Source organism: Streptomyces capparidis, assembly GCF_054782095.1.
Window position 1 is genome coordinate 1 of the sequence record NZ_BAAGTD010000013.1, and the last position, 16,792, is coordinate 16,792.

Below are 16,792 nucleotides of genomic sequence, written 5' to 3' on the forward strand. Positions count from 1 at the left end.
GCCGACCGCGTCGAACTCACCCTCCCCGAAACCGGCGTCTGCGGCGGCACCGGACTCTTCGACCAACCCCAGGCCGAGCAGACCGGCGCAGGTGGTTGCTGCACCGCACCCGAACCCGAGCTGGTGCAGCTCGGCGCCCCGGCCACGACCCCGGCCCCTGCCGGGCAAGACACAGCGGGCGGCTGCTGCGGCTCGTGACCGGCTCGGCCACCCCCGCGGGCGGGAACGCGACCGGAACGGCCAACCGGTCGCGGCCCCGCGCCGCGCTGCCCGCCCTGTGCCTGACCCAGATCACCGGCTGGGGCATCGTGTACTACGCCTTCCCCGTCCTCAACCCCCGCATCACCGCCGACACCGGCTGGCCCACCAGCGCCACCACGGGCGCCTTCTCCGCCGCCCTGCTGCTGTCCGCCCTCGCCGGCATAGGCATAGGCCGCATCCTCGACCGCCGCGGCCCCCGCGCCGTCATGACCGCCGGATCGGCCACCGCGACGGCGAGCCTGGTCATCGTGGCCACAGCCCCGAACCTGACGGTGTTCGCGGTCGGGTGGCTGCTGGCCGGTCCGGCGATGGCGGCCACCTTCTACCAGCCCGCCTTCGCCGCCCTCACCCGCTGGTGGGCCCTGGACCACATCCGGGCCCTGACGATCGTCACCCTGGCCGGCGGCCTGGCCTCCACCGTCTTCGCACCCCTCACCGCCGTCCTGTCCAGCCACCTGACCTGGCGTGCCACCTACCTGGTGCTCGCCGCGATCCTCGCCGCCGTGACCATCCCCGCGCACGCCCTCGCGCTCAACGCACCCTGGCCGCAGGCACCACCCCCGCCCGCCCACATCGACGGCAACCCGGCAGCCGTGGCGCGCAGCCGACCCTTCCGGCTGCTCGCCGCCGCCCTGACCCTGTCGGCGTTCACCAGCTACGCCGTCATCATCGCCCTGGTCCCCCTGCTGCTCGAACGCGGATTCACCGCCGCCCAGGCCGCCTGGGCCCTCGGCCTCGGCGGAGCCGGGCAGACCCTCGGCCGGACCCTGTACGCCACCCTCGCCCGCCACATCGGCGTCACGGCACGCACCACGACCCTGATCGCGCTCGGCGGCCTCACCACCGCGGCGCTCGCCCTCACACCCGGCCCCTACGCCCTGCTGGTCGCCCTGGCCGTGGCCGTCGGGATGGTCCGCGGCAACCTCACCCTCCTGCACGCCACCGCCGTCACCGACCGATGGGGAACCACCCACTACGGACGCCTGTCCGGCCTGCTCACCGCCCCCGCCACCATCGCCGCCGCCCTGGCACCCTTCGCAAGCGCCACCCTCGCCGCACCGCTCGGCGGCTACCGGAACCTGTTCGGCCTCCTCGCGCTGGTCTCGGCGGCGGCCGCAGTCCTCGCCCTCAACACCCGACCCCCCGCCCAACACGGCTGACCGGCACACACCACCGCGGCGACCTGATCCGCTGGGCACCCCAACAGCCAGCGCTCCAGCGCGGCACGCGCAACGGCCACACCTACACGGAAGCGAGCAGGGGAAAGCGACGGCGAACGCCGCCAAGGCCGCTGGACGCACCCCGTACGCCGGGGGCAGGCAGCCACCGCTCCTCAGCGCAGTTCGAACATGGTGGTCATCGCCGCCACCAGGGACGGAGCGATCCGGTAGTACACCCACGTGCCGCGGCGCTCGGACGTCAGCAGCCCGGCCTCGCGCAGCTTCTTGACGTGGTGGGAGACAGTCGGCTGAGAAACCCCCACATCCTGCATCTCGCAGCCGCAGACCTCCCCGTCCACGTGCGAGACGATCTTGCAGAACAGCCGCAGCCGCACCGGATCCGCCAGCGCCTTGAACATCGCGGCCGCCTTCTCCGCGTCGCCCCGCGACAACTCACCCGCATCGCTTGGACGGAAGCACAACGCCACCGTGCCGGCGTCCAGGGGCAACCACTTCCCACGATCCTCTTTCGACATCCTTCTATATAGCTTCCTGTCGATGTTTCGCGCAAGCTCCAGGCGCCGACACAAACGCTGCGCCGACCGGCTTGCCCCGCTACCGCACCCGCCCGGTCTCCTTGCGTGAGCGCGTGCCGGCCGCGGGCCCGCGGCAACGGCCGGTCCCTGACCTGGCGCAAGGGCTCGAAAGCGGCGATGAGCTCGCACTTTGTTCAGCCCCACGACACCACCCGACAAAGCACTACCAGGTGGGTGCTGCCCGGGCGGCCCTGCGCGCGGGCGGTGCCGACGGGCTTCGTCCCGCTGGGGCTTGGTCTCGGCTGCGGCGGAGGGTGGTGTGCAGGCGGTGGTGGCGGTGCAGCAGGGTGGCTTTACCGGCCGGTTCGGCGATCCAAACGGCCATCGTCTTTCCGGTCGTGTGTCCGGAGCGGGGATCGCTGAGCAGGGCGGCTGCGGTCGGATCCGGAACCGTGCCGGCAGTCCCCCAGCCCGGTTCACAAAAAGCGATCCGCCCGCCACCGCGATGGGTGGCGGGCGGAGGATCGGGATGCGGGGCGGGGCCGCTTCAGGAGCGCCGGGAGGCGGGGGCCTCGTCCTCCTCCTCGAAGGTGAGGGGAGCGCAGCAGCCGGAGGGCTTGGCCGGGGAGGGGTCCTTCGCGGCGGGCTCCTCCTCGATGGTCAGGGGGGCGCAGCAGCCGGAGGACTGGGGCTTGGCGTCCTGGGCGGTGTCGGTGTCCTCCTCGAAGGTGAGGGCCGCGCAGCAGTCGGACTGGTCGTCGGCGGTGGTCCGCTTGTCGTCGTTCGAGGTCTTCAGGAGCTTGGCGAACAGGCCCATGGCGGGTCTCCTTCGTGGGTGCGGATCGTGATCCGGGGGGGATTGGCGGGGTTGTGTGGTGCGGAGTCAGGCGAACATCGGGACGGTGTAGCCGCCGACGACGGCGAGGCCGAGTACCGCGGAGGCGAAGCTGACCAGCAGTCGGGTCTTGAACAGCTTGGTGAGCAGGGAGATCTCGGGCGGGCTGATGGCGGCGCCGGCGATGACGAAGGCGAAGACGGCTCCGAGGTTCATGCCGCGCTCCATCAGGGCGAAGCCGATCGGCAGGGCGGTCTCGGCCCGCATGTACAGGGGCAGGGCGATCAGGGCGGCGAGGATGACGGCGTACCACTTGCCGTCGCCCGCGACGGCGGCCATTAGGTCGGTGGGGACGGCTCCGTAGATCAGGGCGCCGATCGACACACCGATGATCATGGGCTTGATCATGGGCTTCATCTCGAAGCGGGTGGTCCGCCAGGCGTCGGGGCTCTCCTTGCGGATGCCGCGCCAGGGACCCTCGTCAGCGGTGTGGCCTCCCGAAACCCTCACGCGCTTGAGCTGGGACTGGAATCCGGCGCGGTCCAGGGTGTAGGCGACGACGAAGGTGCCTACCGCGGCGACGGCGGTGAATCCCACGGCGATCTTCCAGCCGAACAGGGCCGCTGTGGCGACGAAGACGAACGGGTCCATCAAGGGGGAGGCGATCAGGAAGGCCGCGGCGGTGGCGAAGGGAACTCCGGCCCTGATGATGCCCGCGAGGACGGGGATCGTGGAGCAGGAGCAGAAGGGGGTGGCGGCTCCGAAGACGGCCCCCTTGATGATGCCCATGACGCGGCCGCCGCCCAGCCAGGAAGCGATCTTGTCAGAGCCGAGCCGGCGCATCGCCAGGACGACGAGGAAAGTGATCGCCGCGAACAGCACGGTCAGTTCACCAGCGATGATCAGGAATGTCGTCCCGACGTCGATGACGGTGTCCACGGAATCAGCCCTTCTGGTCGTTGCCTTCGGATTGGCCCATGCCGGCGCATGAGGCTTGGATCGAGGTCCACCTCTCGGATGCCGGTTCGGCTCGCTCCCGAGGGCGTACTCAGACGATACATCAACGCTCGCTGTTGATACAAGCCCCTGCTATTGATACCCACCCTGACTATTCGTTCAGCCGGGACAGCCCACCATGCCAATGCGCCTCACCTGCGGCGATGCAGACGCGCGGCGGCACCTGGACCACCCACCACCTTTCGCGCGAGCGGCCAGCGACCCACCCCGGACACTTCGCGGCCACCCGTCGACAGGCGGCACAGCGCAGGCGACGGCATCCCACGGGGCCCGGCCGCCCAGTCGCCGCCGGCCGAGACGTCGACTCCGCACCGAAACCGGCCAAGGGTCTCGACGCGAGGCAGAGGTCGGTCGCATCTCGCGAGCTCGCCACCTGCGACGATCGCGGAGGGCACACCTTCGCCCGGTCAGGGATCGGCCATCGGCCGGACGCACTTCAGAGACTGATACTTGTGCTTAGTAAGCAACAAGTGCAGACTCAAAGGCGTAGGAAGCAGGCGCATCCACGGACCACGAGGGGGTGAGGGCAGTGGAGTCCCCGTTCTTCCAATCGACATGCTTGACATCAACGATGACTGTTGATACTAGTCTTCGTATGACTGATGTACTGGGTGTTCAGCTCCTCCCGACGGCGGAGCTTTCGAAACGGGAGCGGGCGCAACTGCTCGCGCCGATCCTGCGAGTGCTCGCGGACGAGAACCGCCTGATGATCGCGATGCTGCTCGCCGAGCGTCCGCAGACCGTCAAGGAGGTGCAAGACGCCACAGGGCTCGGCCAGACGCTGGTCAGCCACCATCTGGCCACCCTGCGCAAGGAGAATCTGGTTCGCGTCACGCCCCGAGGGCGCGCCAACGTCTACACGCTGTGCTGCGAGCAGCTCGGCATACCGGTGAGGTGGCTGGCCACGCTGGCCTCCCTGACGCCGGAGGGCGCGGCCTCGTGCTGTGACGAGGCATCACCGGAAGCCTAGTCCTCCCGTATTTCCGCGCCCATCGCTCCGGATGGTCGGCTCCTCAGGGCGTCGTCCGTCGGAGCGGCGGGAGCGGCATCCGAGACTTTCGACGGCGGGCCCGCCGACCCCGGCGGGCTAGTCGAATCGCCGTGCCCGCGATGGACCGGTCCGGCCGACGCGCCGTGCCACACCGCCGGGAAGCACCGGGTCGCTCGGTCCGCCGCGCCCTGAGCGGGCGAGCCGACGGTGAGCGAACGAACCGTCAGCGACCGGTCGGCATCCGGCCGGTGCTCAACCCCAGTACGACGAGCGGCGATGCGTGCTGCGCTGCCGCACCCCGCCGCCGCACCGAGACGGTGCCGGCACCCACCCTGCACGAAGAACGGAACTCCAGAACGTACCTACACCCCCCAAGGGAGACGTCATGTCCTTCTCCACCGCCCCCCGCCTGGCGCTCGTCGGTGACCGCGGCAACCACGGCGAGCCGGCCCACCCCAGGATCGAAGCGCTCATGGCCGGACTGGGTGTGCGTGCCCGCTGGCTGCCGACGGACCGGATCACCAGCGAGTCCGACCTCGAGGGGTTCGACGGCATCTGGGTCGTGCCGGGGGCGCCCTACCGCAGCGAGTCCGGCGTGCAGTACGCCGTCCGTCACGCGAGGCGCGCCCGGGTGCCCTTCCTGGGAACCTGCGGCGGCTTCTTCAGCGCCCTGATCGGCAACGCGATCCGCCAGGGGCTGCCCGCCGTCGCCGGAGTCGTGGAGGACCCCGACAAGTACATGGCCCTGACCAACCCGCTGACCTGCTCGGTGGGCGGCCTGAGGGCGCCGCTGATCATCAGGGCCGAGTCCCGTCTGGCGCGGATATACGGCGGGATCGACGACGTCAAGGAGGTGTTCCACTGCTCGTGGGCCCTGAGTTCCGACTTCATGGAGGCCGCCGTCAAGGGGGACATGGAGTTCAGCGCCTGGGACGAGAGCGGCAACCCCCGTGCGCTGGAGCTCCACGGGCACCCCTTCTTCATGGCGAGCCTCTTCCAGCCCGAGCTCTCCTCCACGCCCGAAGCCGTCCACCCCATCATCGCCGGCTTCCTGACCGCGGTGAACGAGATGGCCGGCCTGTCGCTGGTGAGCGGCAACCGCTGACGCGGCTCTCCTTGCTCGAACGCACTGCAACCAGTCGGCTCACTGGGTATCGGTGGCCCTGACAAGCCCGATCCCGGCTCCGCCGACAACTGAGCGACCATTCCAGTCTTGCAGGAGCGCCACGAGGTGCGCCAGCGCCTCACGCGAAGTGGGCTCGAATTCGCCTCGATTCGAGCCTCGGGGCACACAGGGGGCGGACGCGGTTCGCTCCCGCTGTGCCAATGACAGTGGTGCCGCGCCAAGTCGACGCCGAGGTGCGGCACCACCAATCGCAAGACTGAACTCTATTATCACTCGTCAGATCAAGGAGTCAATGAGGAAGTGTCGGCCGACGAGTGTTACGTCCGACACAGTTTTCCGGGTGTTGTCAGACCCATAGACGCCTGCCAATCTCGATGTGCGTCTATGGGCCGGGGAACGCAGTCCCTCCCCCGCAGTCGGCTCGCCTTGTGAACGCCCGGTGAAGCGGCACGTCCGCGCCGGTCCCGTCCCGGTGGCCACCGGAAAGGATGGACTCATGCGAGGCGAGGGAACGGCACGGGTCCTCGCGGACTCTCCTGCCCCGGGCTCCGGAGCCGTTGCCGTGGTCGGCCTGGCGTGCAGGCTCCCCGGTGCCGCGACCCCCGCGTCCCTGTGGTCGCTGCTGGAGGACGGCGCGGACGCGCTCGGCGAGTTATCCGGCGGCTTACCGACCGGGGCCCGACGGGACACCGGCTCCGCGCGGGGCGGGCGCCTCGACGACCTGCACATGTTCGACGCCGAGTTCTTCGGCATCGCCCCGCGCACCGCCATCGCGATGGATCCGCAGCAGCGGCTGCTGCTGGAGTTGACCCAGGAGGCCCTGGACGACGCCGGTGTGCCGGCCGAGCGCATCGCGGGCACGGAGACGGGCGTCTTCGTCGGCCAGGCGGGCGGCGATTACTGGCACATCCAGCGAGACCACCCGGACATCCTCGACCTCCACGGCTTGACCGGCGCCGCCTCCCGCGCCGTCACCTCGGGCAGGCTGTCCCACGTCTTCGACCTGCGCGGCCCGAGCCTCACCATGGACACCGCGGCCTCGTCGTCCCTCGTCGCCGTACACACCGCCGTCCGGAGCCTGCTGGCCGGAGAGTGCACGACGGCCGTCGCGGGCGGTGTCAACCTGGTGCTGTCCCCCGAGGAGACACTCGCCTTCGCCGCGTCCGGCATGCTCTCCCCGGACGGCCGATGCAAGTTCGGTGACGCCCTGGCGGACGGGTTCGTGCGGAGCGACGGCGCGGGAGTGGTCGTGCTGAAGCCGCTGGCGCGGGCACAGCGGGACGGCGACCGGATCCGCGCGGTCATCCTGGGCAGCGCCATCGGCAACGACGGCCGCAGCAGCGGCCATCTGGCCACCCCGTCGGTCGAAGGCCAGCGTGCGGTGCTCGCCCGCGCCTACCGAGCGGCGGGTGTCGACCCCGCCGACGTCGACTACGTCGAGGCCCACGGCACCGGCACCAGGGCCGGCGACCCCGTGGAGCTGGCCGCGCTGGCCGCCGTGCTGGGGGCGGGGCGCCCGCCCGACCGGCCGTGCCTGGTCGGCTCCGTGAAGACCAACATCGGACACACCGAGGCCGCCGCCGGGATCACCGGATTGATCAAGACCATCCTGTGCCTGGAGCGCCGCCTGGTGCCCGCCAGCCTTCACCTGAACACCCCGAACCCCGCGGTGCGGTGGGCGGACCTGCCCCTGCGCATCCCCCGGGAGACCGTCCCCCTGGCCGCGGAAGGACGGCAAGTGATCGCCGGGGTCAGCAGTTTCGGTTTCTCCGGCACCAACGCCCACGTGGTCCTGACCACCGCCCCCGACGTCGAACAGGAGGCCGCGGCCCGCACGCAGGACGGGACGGAAACACATCTGCTGCCGTTGTCGGCGGCCACCCCCCAGGCGCTGGCCGCCGTCGTCGACGCCTTCACCCGGTTCCTCGGCCCGGACGGGGCCGGCAGGGACATCCCCCTGCGAGACATCTCCTTCAGCGCGGGCGCACGGCGCTCCCACCAGCGGTGCCGCCTGGTGGTGACGGCCGCAAGCCACGACGACGCGGTGCTGGAGCTGCGCGACCGCGCCGCCGCGCTCCGGCAGGCGGCGGAGACGGACCTCTCCACCACGACCCCCACGGGCCGGACCCGAGTGGTGTTCGTCTTCCCGGGGCAGGGCTCCCAGTGGGCCGGCATGGGACGGGAGCTGTACGCCACCGAGCCGGCGTTCGCCGCCTCGCTGCGCGTGTGCGACGAGGCAGTCAGGGCCGAGACCGGCTGGTCCGTCATCGACCTGCTCACCGACAGCGGCGACACCGACGGCGCCGGGCCCGATGTGGTCCAGCCCGCCCTGTGGGCCATGGAGGTGGCCCTGGCCTCGCTGTGGCGCTCGTGGGGCGTCGAGCCCGACGCGGTCATCGGCCACAGCATGGGAGAGGCCGCCGCCGCGTGCGTCGCGGGCGCCCTCGGTCTGGAGGACGCCGCCGCCGTGATCTGCCGCCGCAGCCGGATCGCGAAACTGCTCAGCGGCCACGGCACGATGCTGTGGGCCGGGACCGGCGCCGAGCCGTGCCGGGAACTCCTCGCCGCCCACGGCAACGCATGGGTGGCCGCGAAGAACGGCCCCGCCTCCACCGTGCTGTCCGGCGACCGGGCGGCGCTCACCGAGGTCGCCGCGGCACTGGAGGCGCGGGGGACGACCAGCCGCTGGATCGACGTGGACTTCGCCTCCCACTGCCCCGCGGTGGACGCCGTCCGCGACGACCTGCTCGACGCGCTGCGGGACCTGCGGCCGCGCGACGGCGCCGTACCGATGCACTCCACCGTGTCGGGGCAGGTCATCGACGGGGCCGCGCTGGACGCCCAGTACTGGGCACGCAACATCCGCGAGCCCGTGGACCTCGTCGCGGCGGTGACCGGACAGCTCGACCGCGGCGAGCGTGCGGCCTTCGTCGAGATCAGCCCGCACCCGCTGCTGGTGCAGGACATCACCCAGACGGCGCGAGCACACGGGCGGAGCGCAACGGTCGTCGGCTCCCTGCGCCGGGACGTCCCCGCTCGCGAGACCATGCTGGCCTCGGCCGGCGAACTTCACCTGGCCGAGGTGCCCCTCCGCTGGGAGGAGCTCGCCCCGCGGGGACGGTTCGCCGCGCTGCCTCCGTACCCGTGGCAGCGCACCGCGCACTGGCTCGGCGACCCGCCCGCGGGCGCCGCCGGCTCGGCGCGCGGCACCCGTGCGCGGCACCGGAACCCGGCGGCCCGGAACGGGCGCCCCGCCGCGCCGGCACCCTTGTGGCTGATCCTGGCCGACACCGGCGTCACCGGGCGGCGGCTGCCCGCGCTGCTGAGGGAACGGGGCCACCGGGTCGTCGTCGCCACCGTCGCGGTCACCCGGCAGGCGACGGGAAAGGACCGGTACCGGCTCGACCCCGGGAGCCCGAAGCACCTGCGCGCCCTGCTGGAGGAGGTGCTGGCCCAAGGACCGTGCCTGGGCGTCGTCCACCTGTGGGGACTGGACGCCCCGACCGGACCTGACGCCACCCCCAAGGAGGCGGAGCGGGCCCGGCTGCTGTCCGCGGGCAGCGTGGTGCACCTGCTCCAGGCACTGACGGACCTGGGAACCACCCCGCAGCCCAGGATCTGGGTCATCGACGCCGAACGGGCGCGGGCGGGGGTCGAAGCGCTCGCGGACACGCTCGTCCCCGGCGGTGCTCCCCCGCCCGGCGCCGGCGCGGAGAAGAGCAGGAAGGACACCAGGCTCGAAGACGCCGAGCCCGGGCGCGGGACGCGGCCCCCCTCCCGTCCCGCGCCCGCCTGGCCCGACGAGCGGCTCACCGAGGTGGTGATCGAGCAGGCCGCCCGTGTCACCGGCGCGCGGACCGACCGGATCCCGGTGGACCGCCCGCTCCACCGGGCCGGCATGGACTCCCTGATGGCGATCGAGTTCCGCCGCGCGCTGGAGGACGAACTCGGGGTGCGCATCGCGGAGCCGCAACTGCTCAGCGGCCGGACCGTCACGGACATCGTCCGCCTGCTCCACGGCGCCCACACCGCCGGCGCGGCGGGCGGCCCGAGCTGACCGGCAGCCCGCCCACCACGAGGAAGGACGACCCGCCGCTGTGAAGACCCCCGGTGTGTACATCGACGGTCTCGGCAGCCACCTGCCCGAGAGCATGGACGCGCGCGAGGCCGTCGCCGCGGGTCTGTACGACCCCGAGGACCACGAGTGGTACGGCTGGACCGGCGCGGCGGTGGCGGGGGACATGCCGGCGCCCGAGATGGCGGTGCGCGCCGCCCGGCAGGCCGTGGAACGCTCCCGGCACACACCGTCGGACCTCGCGGTGCACTTCCACACCAGCTTCTTCGACCAGGGCCCCGAGGGCTGGTCCGCCCAGCACTACGTCCTGCGGCACATCACCGACCGCGACATCCCTTCCTTTTACGTGTGGCAGGCGTGCAACGGTCTCGTCGGATCCCTCGAACTGGCGGCGAGTTTCCTGCTGGCGGCCCCCGGGAAGGACGCCGCACTGCTCACCGGCGCGGACAACGTCGGCACGCCGGGATACAACCGCTGGGACTTCGGTATCCAAAACGGCGTCCTGGGTGACGCCGCGAGCGCCCTGGTGCTGTCCAGACGGGGCGGTCTGGCGCGGCTGCTGGCCGTCACCTCGGCGTCCACCGCCGAGGTGGAGGAGCAGTACCGCGGCGCCGAACCGCTGTTCCCTCCCTCGCTGACGGTCGGCCGCCGCATGGACATGAAGCAGCGCTTCTCCGCCTTCCGCGGCATGGAGGAGACCGTGGCCCAGGTCGTCCAGCGGCAGGGGGAGCTGCGCACGCACCTCGCACTGAAGGCCGTCGCCGAAGCCGACCTGGACATCGGCGACATCACCCGGGTCACCCATGTCTTCACCGGCCAGGAGAGTTACCTCAAGGTCATCCTGGACCCGCTGGGCCTGGAGCCGGAGCACGGACTGCTGCAATTCGGCCGGAACCTCGGGCACTGCACGGTCAACGACCAGGTCATCGGGCTCGAACACCTGGTGGCGTCACGGGAGATCACTCCCGGCGACCACGTGCTGATGATCGCTCACGGCGGCGGCGTGTCCCTGAGCTGCGCCGTGCTCCGGTACGAGGAGGTCCCGTTCTGGGCGGGTCGGGGCGCGGTGAACGAGCGAACGTGAAGAACCTGAAACGAGGGGGAACCGAACCGTGATACCGGCCGAGGACTTCTGCGACGAACTGGAACGGCGGGGCTTCACCGTGGCCAGCGGGGTGCCGTGCTCCCACTTCGGCGGCCCCATAGAGCTGCTCAGCCGCACCCCGGGGAGGTACGTCCCGGCGGCCAACGAGGGCGGCGCGCTGGCGATCGCCGCCGGCTTCGCCCTGGCGGGGCGCAAGCCGTACGTGATGCTCCAGAACTCCGGTCTGGGCAACCTCGTCAACCCCCTGACGTCCCTGGTCATGACCTACGGCATCCCGGTGCTGTCCTTCGTGAGCCTGCGCGGCTACCCGGACCCGGGAAGCGACGAGCCCCAGCACGAGGTGATGGGGCAGGTGTCGCACCCCCTGCTCGACCTGCTCGGCCTGCCGAACCGGACCCTGCGCGCCGGCGACGGCGTGGCGGAGCTGCGCGCCCTGCTCGCCCGAGCCGATCAGGAGCTGGACGCGGGCAGGGCACCGTTCGTGCTGGTGGAACGGGGAGCCGTGGGGAAGGCCCGCCCCGCGGGCGGCGAACCGGCGCCGGAAGGGCTGGCGAGCGCGGAAGTCGCGCGCATCGTCGTCGACCTCTGCGCCGACCACCCCGTGATCGCCACCACGGGATACACCGCCCGGGAGCTGTTCGCGGTGGGTGACCGCCCGCAGAACTTCTACATGCAGGGCTCCATGGGACACGCCTCGTCGCTCGCGCTCGGCGTCGCCCTGGCCGACCCGAGCCGACCGGTGATCGTGCTGGACGGGGACGGCGCGGCCCTGATGCACCTGGGCGCGTTCTCCGTCATCGGCCACGAGGCGCCGGCCAACCTGGTCCACCTCATCCTCGACAACGGGCTGCACGAATCCACGGGCGGGCAGCGCACCACGTCGCGCACCACCTCGTTCGCCGCGGTCGCGAAGGGGGCCGGATACCGCAGCGCCGTGCGGTGCCGGACCCCCGAGGAGGTGACCGACGCGATGAGCAGGGCGCTGAGCTGCGCCGGGCCGCACCTGTGCGTCGTGCGGACCCGGCCGAGGACGGGAGCGGTCCCGCCCCGGGCGACCAGCGCGCTGTCGGCGCGGCAGATCAAGGAGCGCTTCGAACGGGAGATCAGGGCGCGCGGCCCGGTCCCCACATGATCCGGGACCCCGGCCCCGCCGCCCAGGTCGCCGCAGCCGCGGGCGGCAGCGCCCCCGCGGCGCACGGCCCCGGCGTGACTGCGGTCCCGGCGGCACACGACCGGTCCTGACGCCCGCCGTCCGCGCGCCCTCCACCGACCCGGAGAGGAGACCTCCGTGAACCTGACCTTCCACTGGTTCCTGCCCACCTACGGAGACAGCCGCCACCTGATCGGCGGCGGCCACGGCCTTCCGCTGAAGAAGTTCGGCGAGGAGCGCCCCGCCACCCTGGGGTACCTGGCGCAGATAGCCCGCGCCGCCGAGCAGCTCGGCTTCGAGGGGGCGCTGACCCCCACCGGCGCGTGGACGGAGGACGCCTGGCTGACCACGGCCATGCTCATCGGGATGACCGAGCGGCTGAAGTTCCTCGTCGCGTTCCGGCCGGGCTTCGTCTCGCCGACCCTCGCGGCGCAGATGGGCGCCACGTTCCAGCGGCACTCCGGGGGCCGGCTGCTGGTCAACGTCGTGGCCGGTGGGGAGAGCTGGGAGCAGCGCTCCTACGGGGACTTCCTGGACAAGGACAACCGCTACCGGCAGACCGGTGAGTTTCTCCAGGTGGTGCGGGCGCTGTGGCAGGGGAAGACCGTCGACCTGGACGGCGAGCACGTCCGGGTGGAGGGGGCGCGGCTGTCCCGAGTGCCCGACCCGGTGCCGCAGGTGTACTTCGGCGGCTCCTCCGAGGCGGCGGGCGAGGTGGCCGCGCGGCACGTGGACACCTACCTCACCTGGGGCGAACCGCCCGCTCTGGTCGCGGAGAAGATCGCCTGGATCCGTGAGCTCGCCGGTCGCCACGGTCGCTCCCCGCGGTTCGGCATCCGGCTGCACGTGCTGACCCGGGACACCGCGCAGGAGGCGTGGGCCCTGGCCCGGCGCATGCTGGAGGGCTTCTCGCCCGACACGATCGCGAAGATCCAGGCCGGGCTGGCCAAGAGCGAGTCCGAGGGGCAGCGGCGCATGCTGTCCCTGCACGGGGGTGATCCGTCCGGACTGGAGATCCATCCGAACCTCTGGGCGGGCATCGGTCTGGTCCGGGGCGGCGCGGGCACCGCCATGGTGGGCAGCCACGCCGAGGTCGCCGAACTGATCCTGGAGTACCACCGGGTCGGCATCGACGAGTTCGTCCTGTCCGCGCACCCCCACCTCGAGGAGGCCTACTGGTTCGGTGAGGGGGTGCTGCCCATCCTGCGCGAAGCGGGGGTGTGGTCGCACCCGTGGCGGACCGCGCCCGCCTGATCCGGCGGCCGGCGCCCGTCCACCCGCCCGCGGGTGACCCGCGCCGGAGTGCGCCGCCCCTGCGCGTCGGGCAGGCGTGTGTCCGCCACCGCGCGATGAGGCGTCCCCGCACAGCGCACCGGTGACGCGTGGGCGACCGAGCCGGTCCCCGCTGCCCGCTTCCCCGAGCCCGCGCGTCGCCGCGCGCCTCGGCGGCGCGGTCGCCACCAGGCGCGAAGGACCCGCGAACACCGGCGGGACACGCCCGTTGGTGTGCGGCCGTCCTCCGGCGCCGATCGCCGGAACGGCGGTACCGGCCGTGCTCGAGCCGGGCCAACGGCCCGACCGTTCGTCGAGCGGCGGGAAGCGGGCTCTCGGGCACCATGGAGGCTCGCCGGCCGCACCGGACACGTCCCCCTCGCACGGCCCGGCAAGGCCGGGACGGCCGGCAATTGGCGGCACCCGATGCGGGCACGACAATGGGGAGGCACGGTTCCGGGGCAGGGCGGGTGCGGCCTTCGCACGCTGATGCGCGGTTGGCGAAGGAGGCGGCACCGCACCACTCGGCTGATCACCTCAGTTCGCCGGGCGAGCTGCCGGAACGTTCCGGCGCCCCGGAGGGCGATCGTCGCTCTCCGGGGCGGTAAGACGCGTGTCAACGTACGTCCGTACGAGCCGAGGGTTGGAGTCCGTGGTGGAAGCGCAAGCAGAGCTCTGCTGCCCGTCCGTGTACGACGCACCGCTGACGGAGGAGGCCGCGGAGCGGGCTGCTGCGATCTTCAAGGCCCTCGGGGACCCCGTGCGGCTCCGTCTCTTCTCCCGCATCGCCTCCCACGAAGGGGGTGAGGCGTGCGTGTGCGAGATACAGGACGTGGGTGTCTCGCAGCCCACCGTCAGCCACCATTTGAAGAAGCTGCGGGAGGCCGGGCTACTGGAGTCCGAGCGGCGCGGTACGTGGGTCTACTACCGGGTCAGGCCCTCCGTCCTGGCGTCCTTGAGGGGCCTGCTGGCCGTGTGACTCCGTCCGCGGCCCTGCTTCTCGCGGTCCGCGGAGAGGATGCCTTGCGCGGCCTCCCGGGCGGGGCGGGCCACGCCCGCCAGCGTCGCGGACGCGAACCCCGTCCAGTCTCCGTAGCCGAGCAGGTGCAGCCTGGGCTCGCCGACGGCGCGAGTGCCCCGGACCGGGATCACTCCCCGCTGTCCGCGCAGGCGCAGCGGCGCGAGATGCCCCAGGGCGGGGCGGAAGCCGGTGCACCAGATCACCGCGTCAGCGGGGGTCCTGGTGCCGTCGGCCCACACGGGGCCCTCGGCGCTCAGGCGGGTGAACATGGGGGAGGTCGCGCGCAGTCCGCGGTCGCGCGCGGCGCGCACGGACGGGACGACGACGACGTCCCCCAGGCCGCTGCCCTCCTCTCCCGCCGCCTGCCCGCTGTCCAGGGCGCGGCGCTGGGCGGTGGCGGCGAGGAACAGGGCCCGGCCGTCCACGTCGTCGGGCAGGAAGCGCACGGGCTGGGCCGTCACCCAGGTCACCTCGGCGTGTCCGGCGAGGTCGGCGGCTATCTGGGCTCCGGAGTTCCCGCCGCCGACCACGACGACGCGCTGTCCGGCGTGGTCGGCGGGGCGGCGGTACGACACCGTGTGGAGCTGCCGGCCGCGGAAGGCGTCGCGCCCCGGGAGCGCGGGCACGAAGGGCTGCCACCATGTGCCGGTCGCGCTGATCACCTCGTCGGCGTGCCAGACGCCGTGGTCGGCCTCGACCCGCAGGGTGTCGCCATCCCGGTGGACGCCCCGGACCCGCACCGGGCGGTGGACCGGGAGCGCGTAGCGCCGTTCGTAGGCGGCGAGGTACCCGGCCACGTGCGCGGCGTCGGGATAGACGCGTCCCGGCTGCTCCGGCATGGGCCATCCCGGCAGTGACGAGTAGGCGGCCGGGGAGAACAGGTGCAGGGAGTCCCAGGTCCGCGGCCAGGCCCCACCGGGGCGGTCCAGCGCGTCGAGGACGACGAAGTCGAGTTCCAGGCGGCGCAGGTGGTAGGCGGCCGCGAGTCCCGCCTGGCCGCCGCCGATGACGACCACGTGTGTGCGGTGGGTCCTCGGGCTCATGGTCATTCCTTTCTCCTTCGCCCCCCGCATCGGCCGTTGTTCGGCAGGAGGGCGGGCGCGGGTCGGTGTGCCGCCGTGGCCGGGCCCCGTGCGGTGCCGCGTCCACCGCACGGGGCCTGTGGTTGAGCCCGCCTCAGCTCCCCGTGGCCTCCCGCCAGGCTTCGAGGTAGGTCTCGAGCTCGTCGTTCACCTTCGGCCAGTCCGGAGTGAAGACCTCGACTCCCTCCATCGCCCGCTCGATCTCCTCGGCGTTGGCGCCGGTGGCCGGGACGTCGGCGCGCGCGGGCACTCCGCCCCCGGACAGCGGGATCTTCTTCTGCGACTCCACCGACATCAGGGCGTCCAGGAACCGCTTGGCGTTCTCCTCGTGCGGTCCGTTCTTGACCAGTCCCGCGGCGTAGGGCAGGGAGAACGTCGTGGGGGCCTTGCCGTCCGTTCCGACGAAGAAGATGCTCTGGTTGGGCATCGACTTGGCGTTCGCGTAGCTCATCTGCACGTCGCCGTTGGACACCAGCAGTTCGCCCTTGGCGACCTTGGGGATCAGCGCGCCGGTCGAGGAGGACGGGCCGACGTTGTTCTTCTGGAGGTCCTTCAGGTAGTCCATGGCGGGGTCGAGGCCTCCGAAGTCGTGGATGGCCTTCAGGACGACGGCGGTCCCGTCCCCGGCCACGCCGGGCGTCGAGTACTGGAGCTTGCCCTCGAACCTCGGATCCAGCAGGTCCTGCCATGTCCTGGGCGGGGTGTCGAGTTCGTCGGTGTTGTAGATGAAGCAGAAGTAGTTCTTCACCACCGAGGTCCACATCCCGTTCGGGTCCTTGTCGTCGGCGGCCACCTTCTCCGCGCCCTTGGGCACGTACCGCTGTAACAGCCCGCGGCTGTCGGCCTGCTGGATGAACGGCGGGAGCACGATGATCACGTCGGCCTGGACGTTGTTCTTCTCCCGGCTCAGCCGCCCGACCATCTCCCCGGATCCGCCCTCGACGTACTTGATCTTGATGCCGGTCTCCTTCTCGAAGTCCGCGAAGACCTTGTCGTAGAAGCCGTCACCGGTCTGGAACTTCATGCCGTCGGCGCTGTACACGGTGATCTCCTTGGCGTCGGAGTCACCGGAGCTGCCGCCGCAGGCGGAGAGGCCCCCCGCCAGGGCAAGGGCGGTGAGGATGGCGGTGACGCGCTTGGTCCGCATGGAGCAGGTGGTCC

General features: G+C 72.0%; 13 protein-coding genes and 1 pseudogene. 9 read left to right on the forward strand and 5 right to left on the reverse strand.

The window, feature by feature from the left end:
* Nucleotides 1-198: pseudogene (locus ACYVO2_RS12915) on the forward strand (flavoprotein); the annotation flags it as partial.
* Nucleotides 195-1,421, forward strand: coding sequence for an MFS transporter (locus tag ACYVO2_RS12920; RefSeq protein WP_461007874.1), 1,227 nt, complete (start codon nucleotides 195-197; stop codon nucleotides 1,419-1,421). The pseudogene ACYVO2_RS12915 and the gene ACYVO2_RS12920, both read left to right, overlap by 4 nt.
* A 173-nt stretch (nucleotides 1,422-1,594) precedes the next feature.
* Here ACYVO2_RS12920 and ACYVO2_RS12925 read toward each other — a convergent pair whose 3' ends face one another.
* The 3 genes from ACYVO2_RS12925 to ACYVO2_RS12935 form a co-directional block, all read right to left on the reverse strand.
* Nucleotides 1,595-1,957 carry an ArsR/SmtB family transcription factor gene (locus ACYVO2_RS12925; protein WP_461007875.1) on the reverse strand — a complete coding sequence of 121 codons (363 nt, stop codon included), beginning with the start codon at nucleotides 1,955-1,957 and terminating at the stop codon, nucleotides 1,595-1,597.
* Between the two features lie 547 nt (nucleotides 1,958-2,504).
* Entirely contained in the window at nucleotides 2,505-2,774 is a 270-nt protein-coding gene (locus ACYVO2_RS12930) for a hypothetical protein (protein ID WP_461007876.1), read from the reverse strand.
* 66 nt (nucleotides 2,775-2,840) lie between these two features.
* Nucleotides 2,841-3,731, reverse strand: a complete 891-nt coding sequence (locus ACYVO2_RS12935; protein WP_461007877.1) for a permease — start codon at nucleotides 3,729-3,731, stop codon at nucleotides 2,841-2,843.
* Nucleotides 3,732-4,404: 673 nt separating this feature from the next.
* Between ACYVO2_RS12935 and ACYVO2_RS12940 the strand changes: the two genes are divergently transcribed.
* The 7 genes from ACYVO2_RS12940 (at nucleotide 4,405) to ACYVO2_RS12970 (ending at nucleotide 14,507) form a co-directional block, all read left to right on the forward strand.
* Nucleotides 4,405-4,779 (forward strand): ArsR/SmtB family transcription factor, encoded by a 375-nt coding sequence (locus ACYVO2_RS12940; RefSeq protein WP_461007878.1) that lies wholly within the window; start codon nucleotides 4,405-4,407, stop codon nucleotides 4,777-4,779.
* Nucleotides 4,780-5,185: 406 nt separating this feature from the next.
* Entirely contained in the window at nucleotides 5,186-5,905 is a 720-nt protein-coding gene (locus ACYVO2_RS12945; RefSeq protein ID WP_461007879.1) for a glutamine amidotransferase-related protein, read from the forward strand.
* Between the two features lie 517 nt (nucleotides 5,906-6,422).
* The gene (locus ACYVO2_RS12950) at nucleotides 6,423-9,983 is read left to right on the forward strand and encodes a type I polyketide synthase (protein WP_461007880.1); all 3,561 of its coding nucleotides are present in this window, start codon (nucleotides 6,423-6,425) and stop codon (nucleotides 9,981-9,983) included.
* Nucleotides 9,984-10,023: 40 nt separating this feature from the next.
* The gene (locus ACYVO2_RS12955) at nucleotides 10,024-11,085 is read left to right on the forward strand and encodes a ketoacyl-ACP synthase III family protein (RefSeq protein WP_461007881.1); all 1,062 of its coding nucleotides are present in this window, start codon (nucleotides 10,024-10,026) and stop codon (nucleotides 11,083-11,085) included.
* A gap of 28 nt (nucleotides 11,086-11,113) precedes the next feature.
* Complete coding sequence (gene aepY / locus ACYVO2_RS12960; RefSeq protein ID WP_461007882.1) at nucleotides 11,114-12,238, forward strand: phosphonopyruvate decarboxylase; 1,125 nt, start codon at nucleotides 11,114-11,116, stop codon at nucleotides 12,236-12,238.
* 156 nt (nucleotides 12,239-12,394) lie between these two features.
* Complete coding sequence (locus ACYVO2_RS12965; protein WP_461007883.1) at nucleotides 12,395-13,510, forward strand: LLM class flavin-dependent oxidoreductase; 1,116 nt, start codon at nucleotides 12,395-12,397, stop codon at nucleotides 13,508-13,510.
* 670 nt (nucleotides 13,511-14,180) lie between these two features.
* On the forward strand, nucleotides 14,181-14,507 hold the full coding sequence (locus ACYVO2_RS12970) for an ArsR/SmtB family transcription factor (RefSeq protein ID WP_461007884.1): 327 nt from the start codon (nucleotides 14,181-14,183) through the stop codon (nucleotides 14,505-14,507).
* Here the strand turns inward: ACYVO2_RS12970 and ACYVO2_RS12975 are convergent.
* Together ACYVO2_RS12975 and ACYVO2_RS12980 are read right to left on the reverse strand one after the other, a co-directional pair.
* The gene (locus tag ACYVO2_RS12975; protein WP_461007885.1) at nucleotides 14,453-15,592 is read right to left on the reverse strand and encodes an ArsO family NAD(P)H-dependent flavin-containing monooxygenase; all 1,140 of its coding nucleotides are present in this window, start codon (nucleotides 15,590-15,592) and stop codon (nucleotides 14,453-14,455) included. The genes ACYVO2_RS12970 and ACYVO2_RS12975 overlap by 55 nt on opposite strands.
* Nucleotides 15,593-15,725: 133 nt before the next feature.
* Nucleotides 15,726-16,778, reverse strand: a complete 1,053-nt coding sequence (locus ACYVO2_RS12980) for a 2-aminoethylphosphonate ABC transporter substrate-binding protein (protein ID WP_461007886.1) — start codon at nucleotides 16,776-16,778, stop codon at nucleotides 15,726-15,728.
* Nucleotides 16,779-16,792 lie beyond the last annotated feature (14 nt).

What these genes read in the sequence shown, in the direction of transcription:
- ACYVO2_RS12925 (WP_461007875.1), bottom strand. Translation starts at nt 1,957, where the DNA reads ATGTCGAAAGAGGATCGTGGGAAGTGGTTGCCCCTGGACGCCGGCACG.
- ACYVO2_RS12930 (WP_461007876.1), bottom strand. Translation starts at nt 2,774, where the DNA reads ATGGGCCTGTTCGCCAAGCTCCTGAAGACCTCGAACGACGACAAGCGG.
- ACYVO2_RS12940 (WP_461007878.1), top strand. Translation starts at nt 4,405, where the DNA reads ATGACTGATGTACTGGGTGTTCAGCTCCTCCCGACGGCGGAGCTTTCG.
- ACYVO2_RS12945 (WP_461007879.1), top strand. Translation starts at nt 5,186, where the DNA reads ATGTCCTTCTCCACCGCCCCCCGCCTGGCGCTCGTCGGTGACCGCGGC.
- ACYVO2_RS12950 (WP_461007880.1), top strand. Translation starts at nt 6,423, where the DNA reads ATGCGAGGCGAGGGAACGGCACGGGTCCTCGCGGACTCTCCTGCCCCG.
- ACYVO2_RS12975 (WP_461007885.1), bottom strand. Translation starts at nt 15,592, where the DNA reads ATGAGCCCGAGGACCCACCGCACACACGTGGTCGTCATCGGCGGCGGC.
- ACYVO2_RS12980 (WP_461007886.1), bottom strand. Translation starts at nt 16,778, where the DNA reads ATGCGGACCAAGCGCGTCACCGCCATCCTCACCGCCCTTGCCCTGGCG.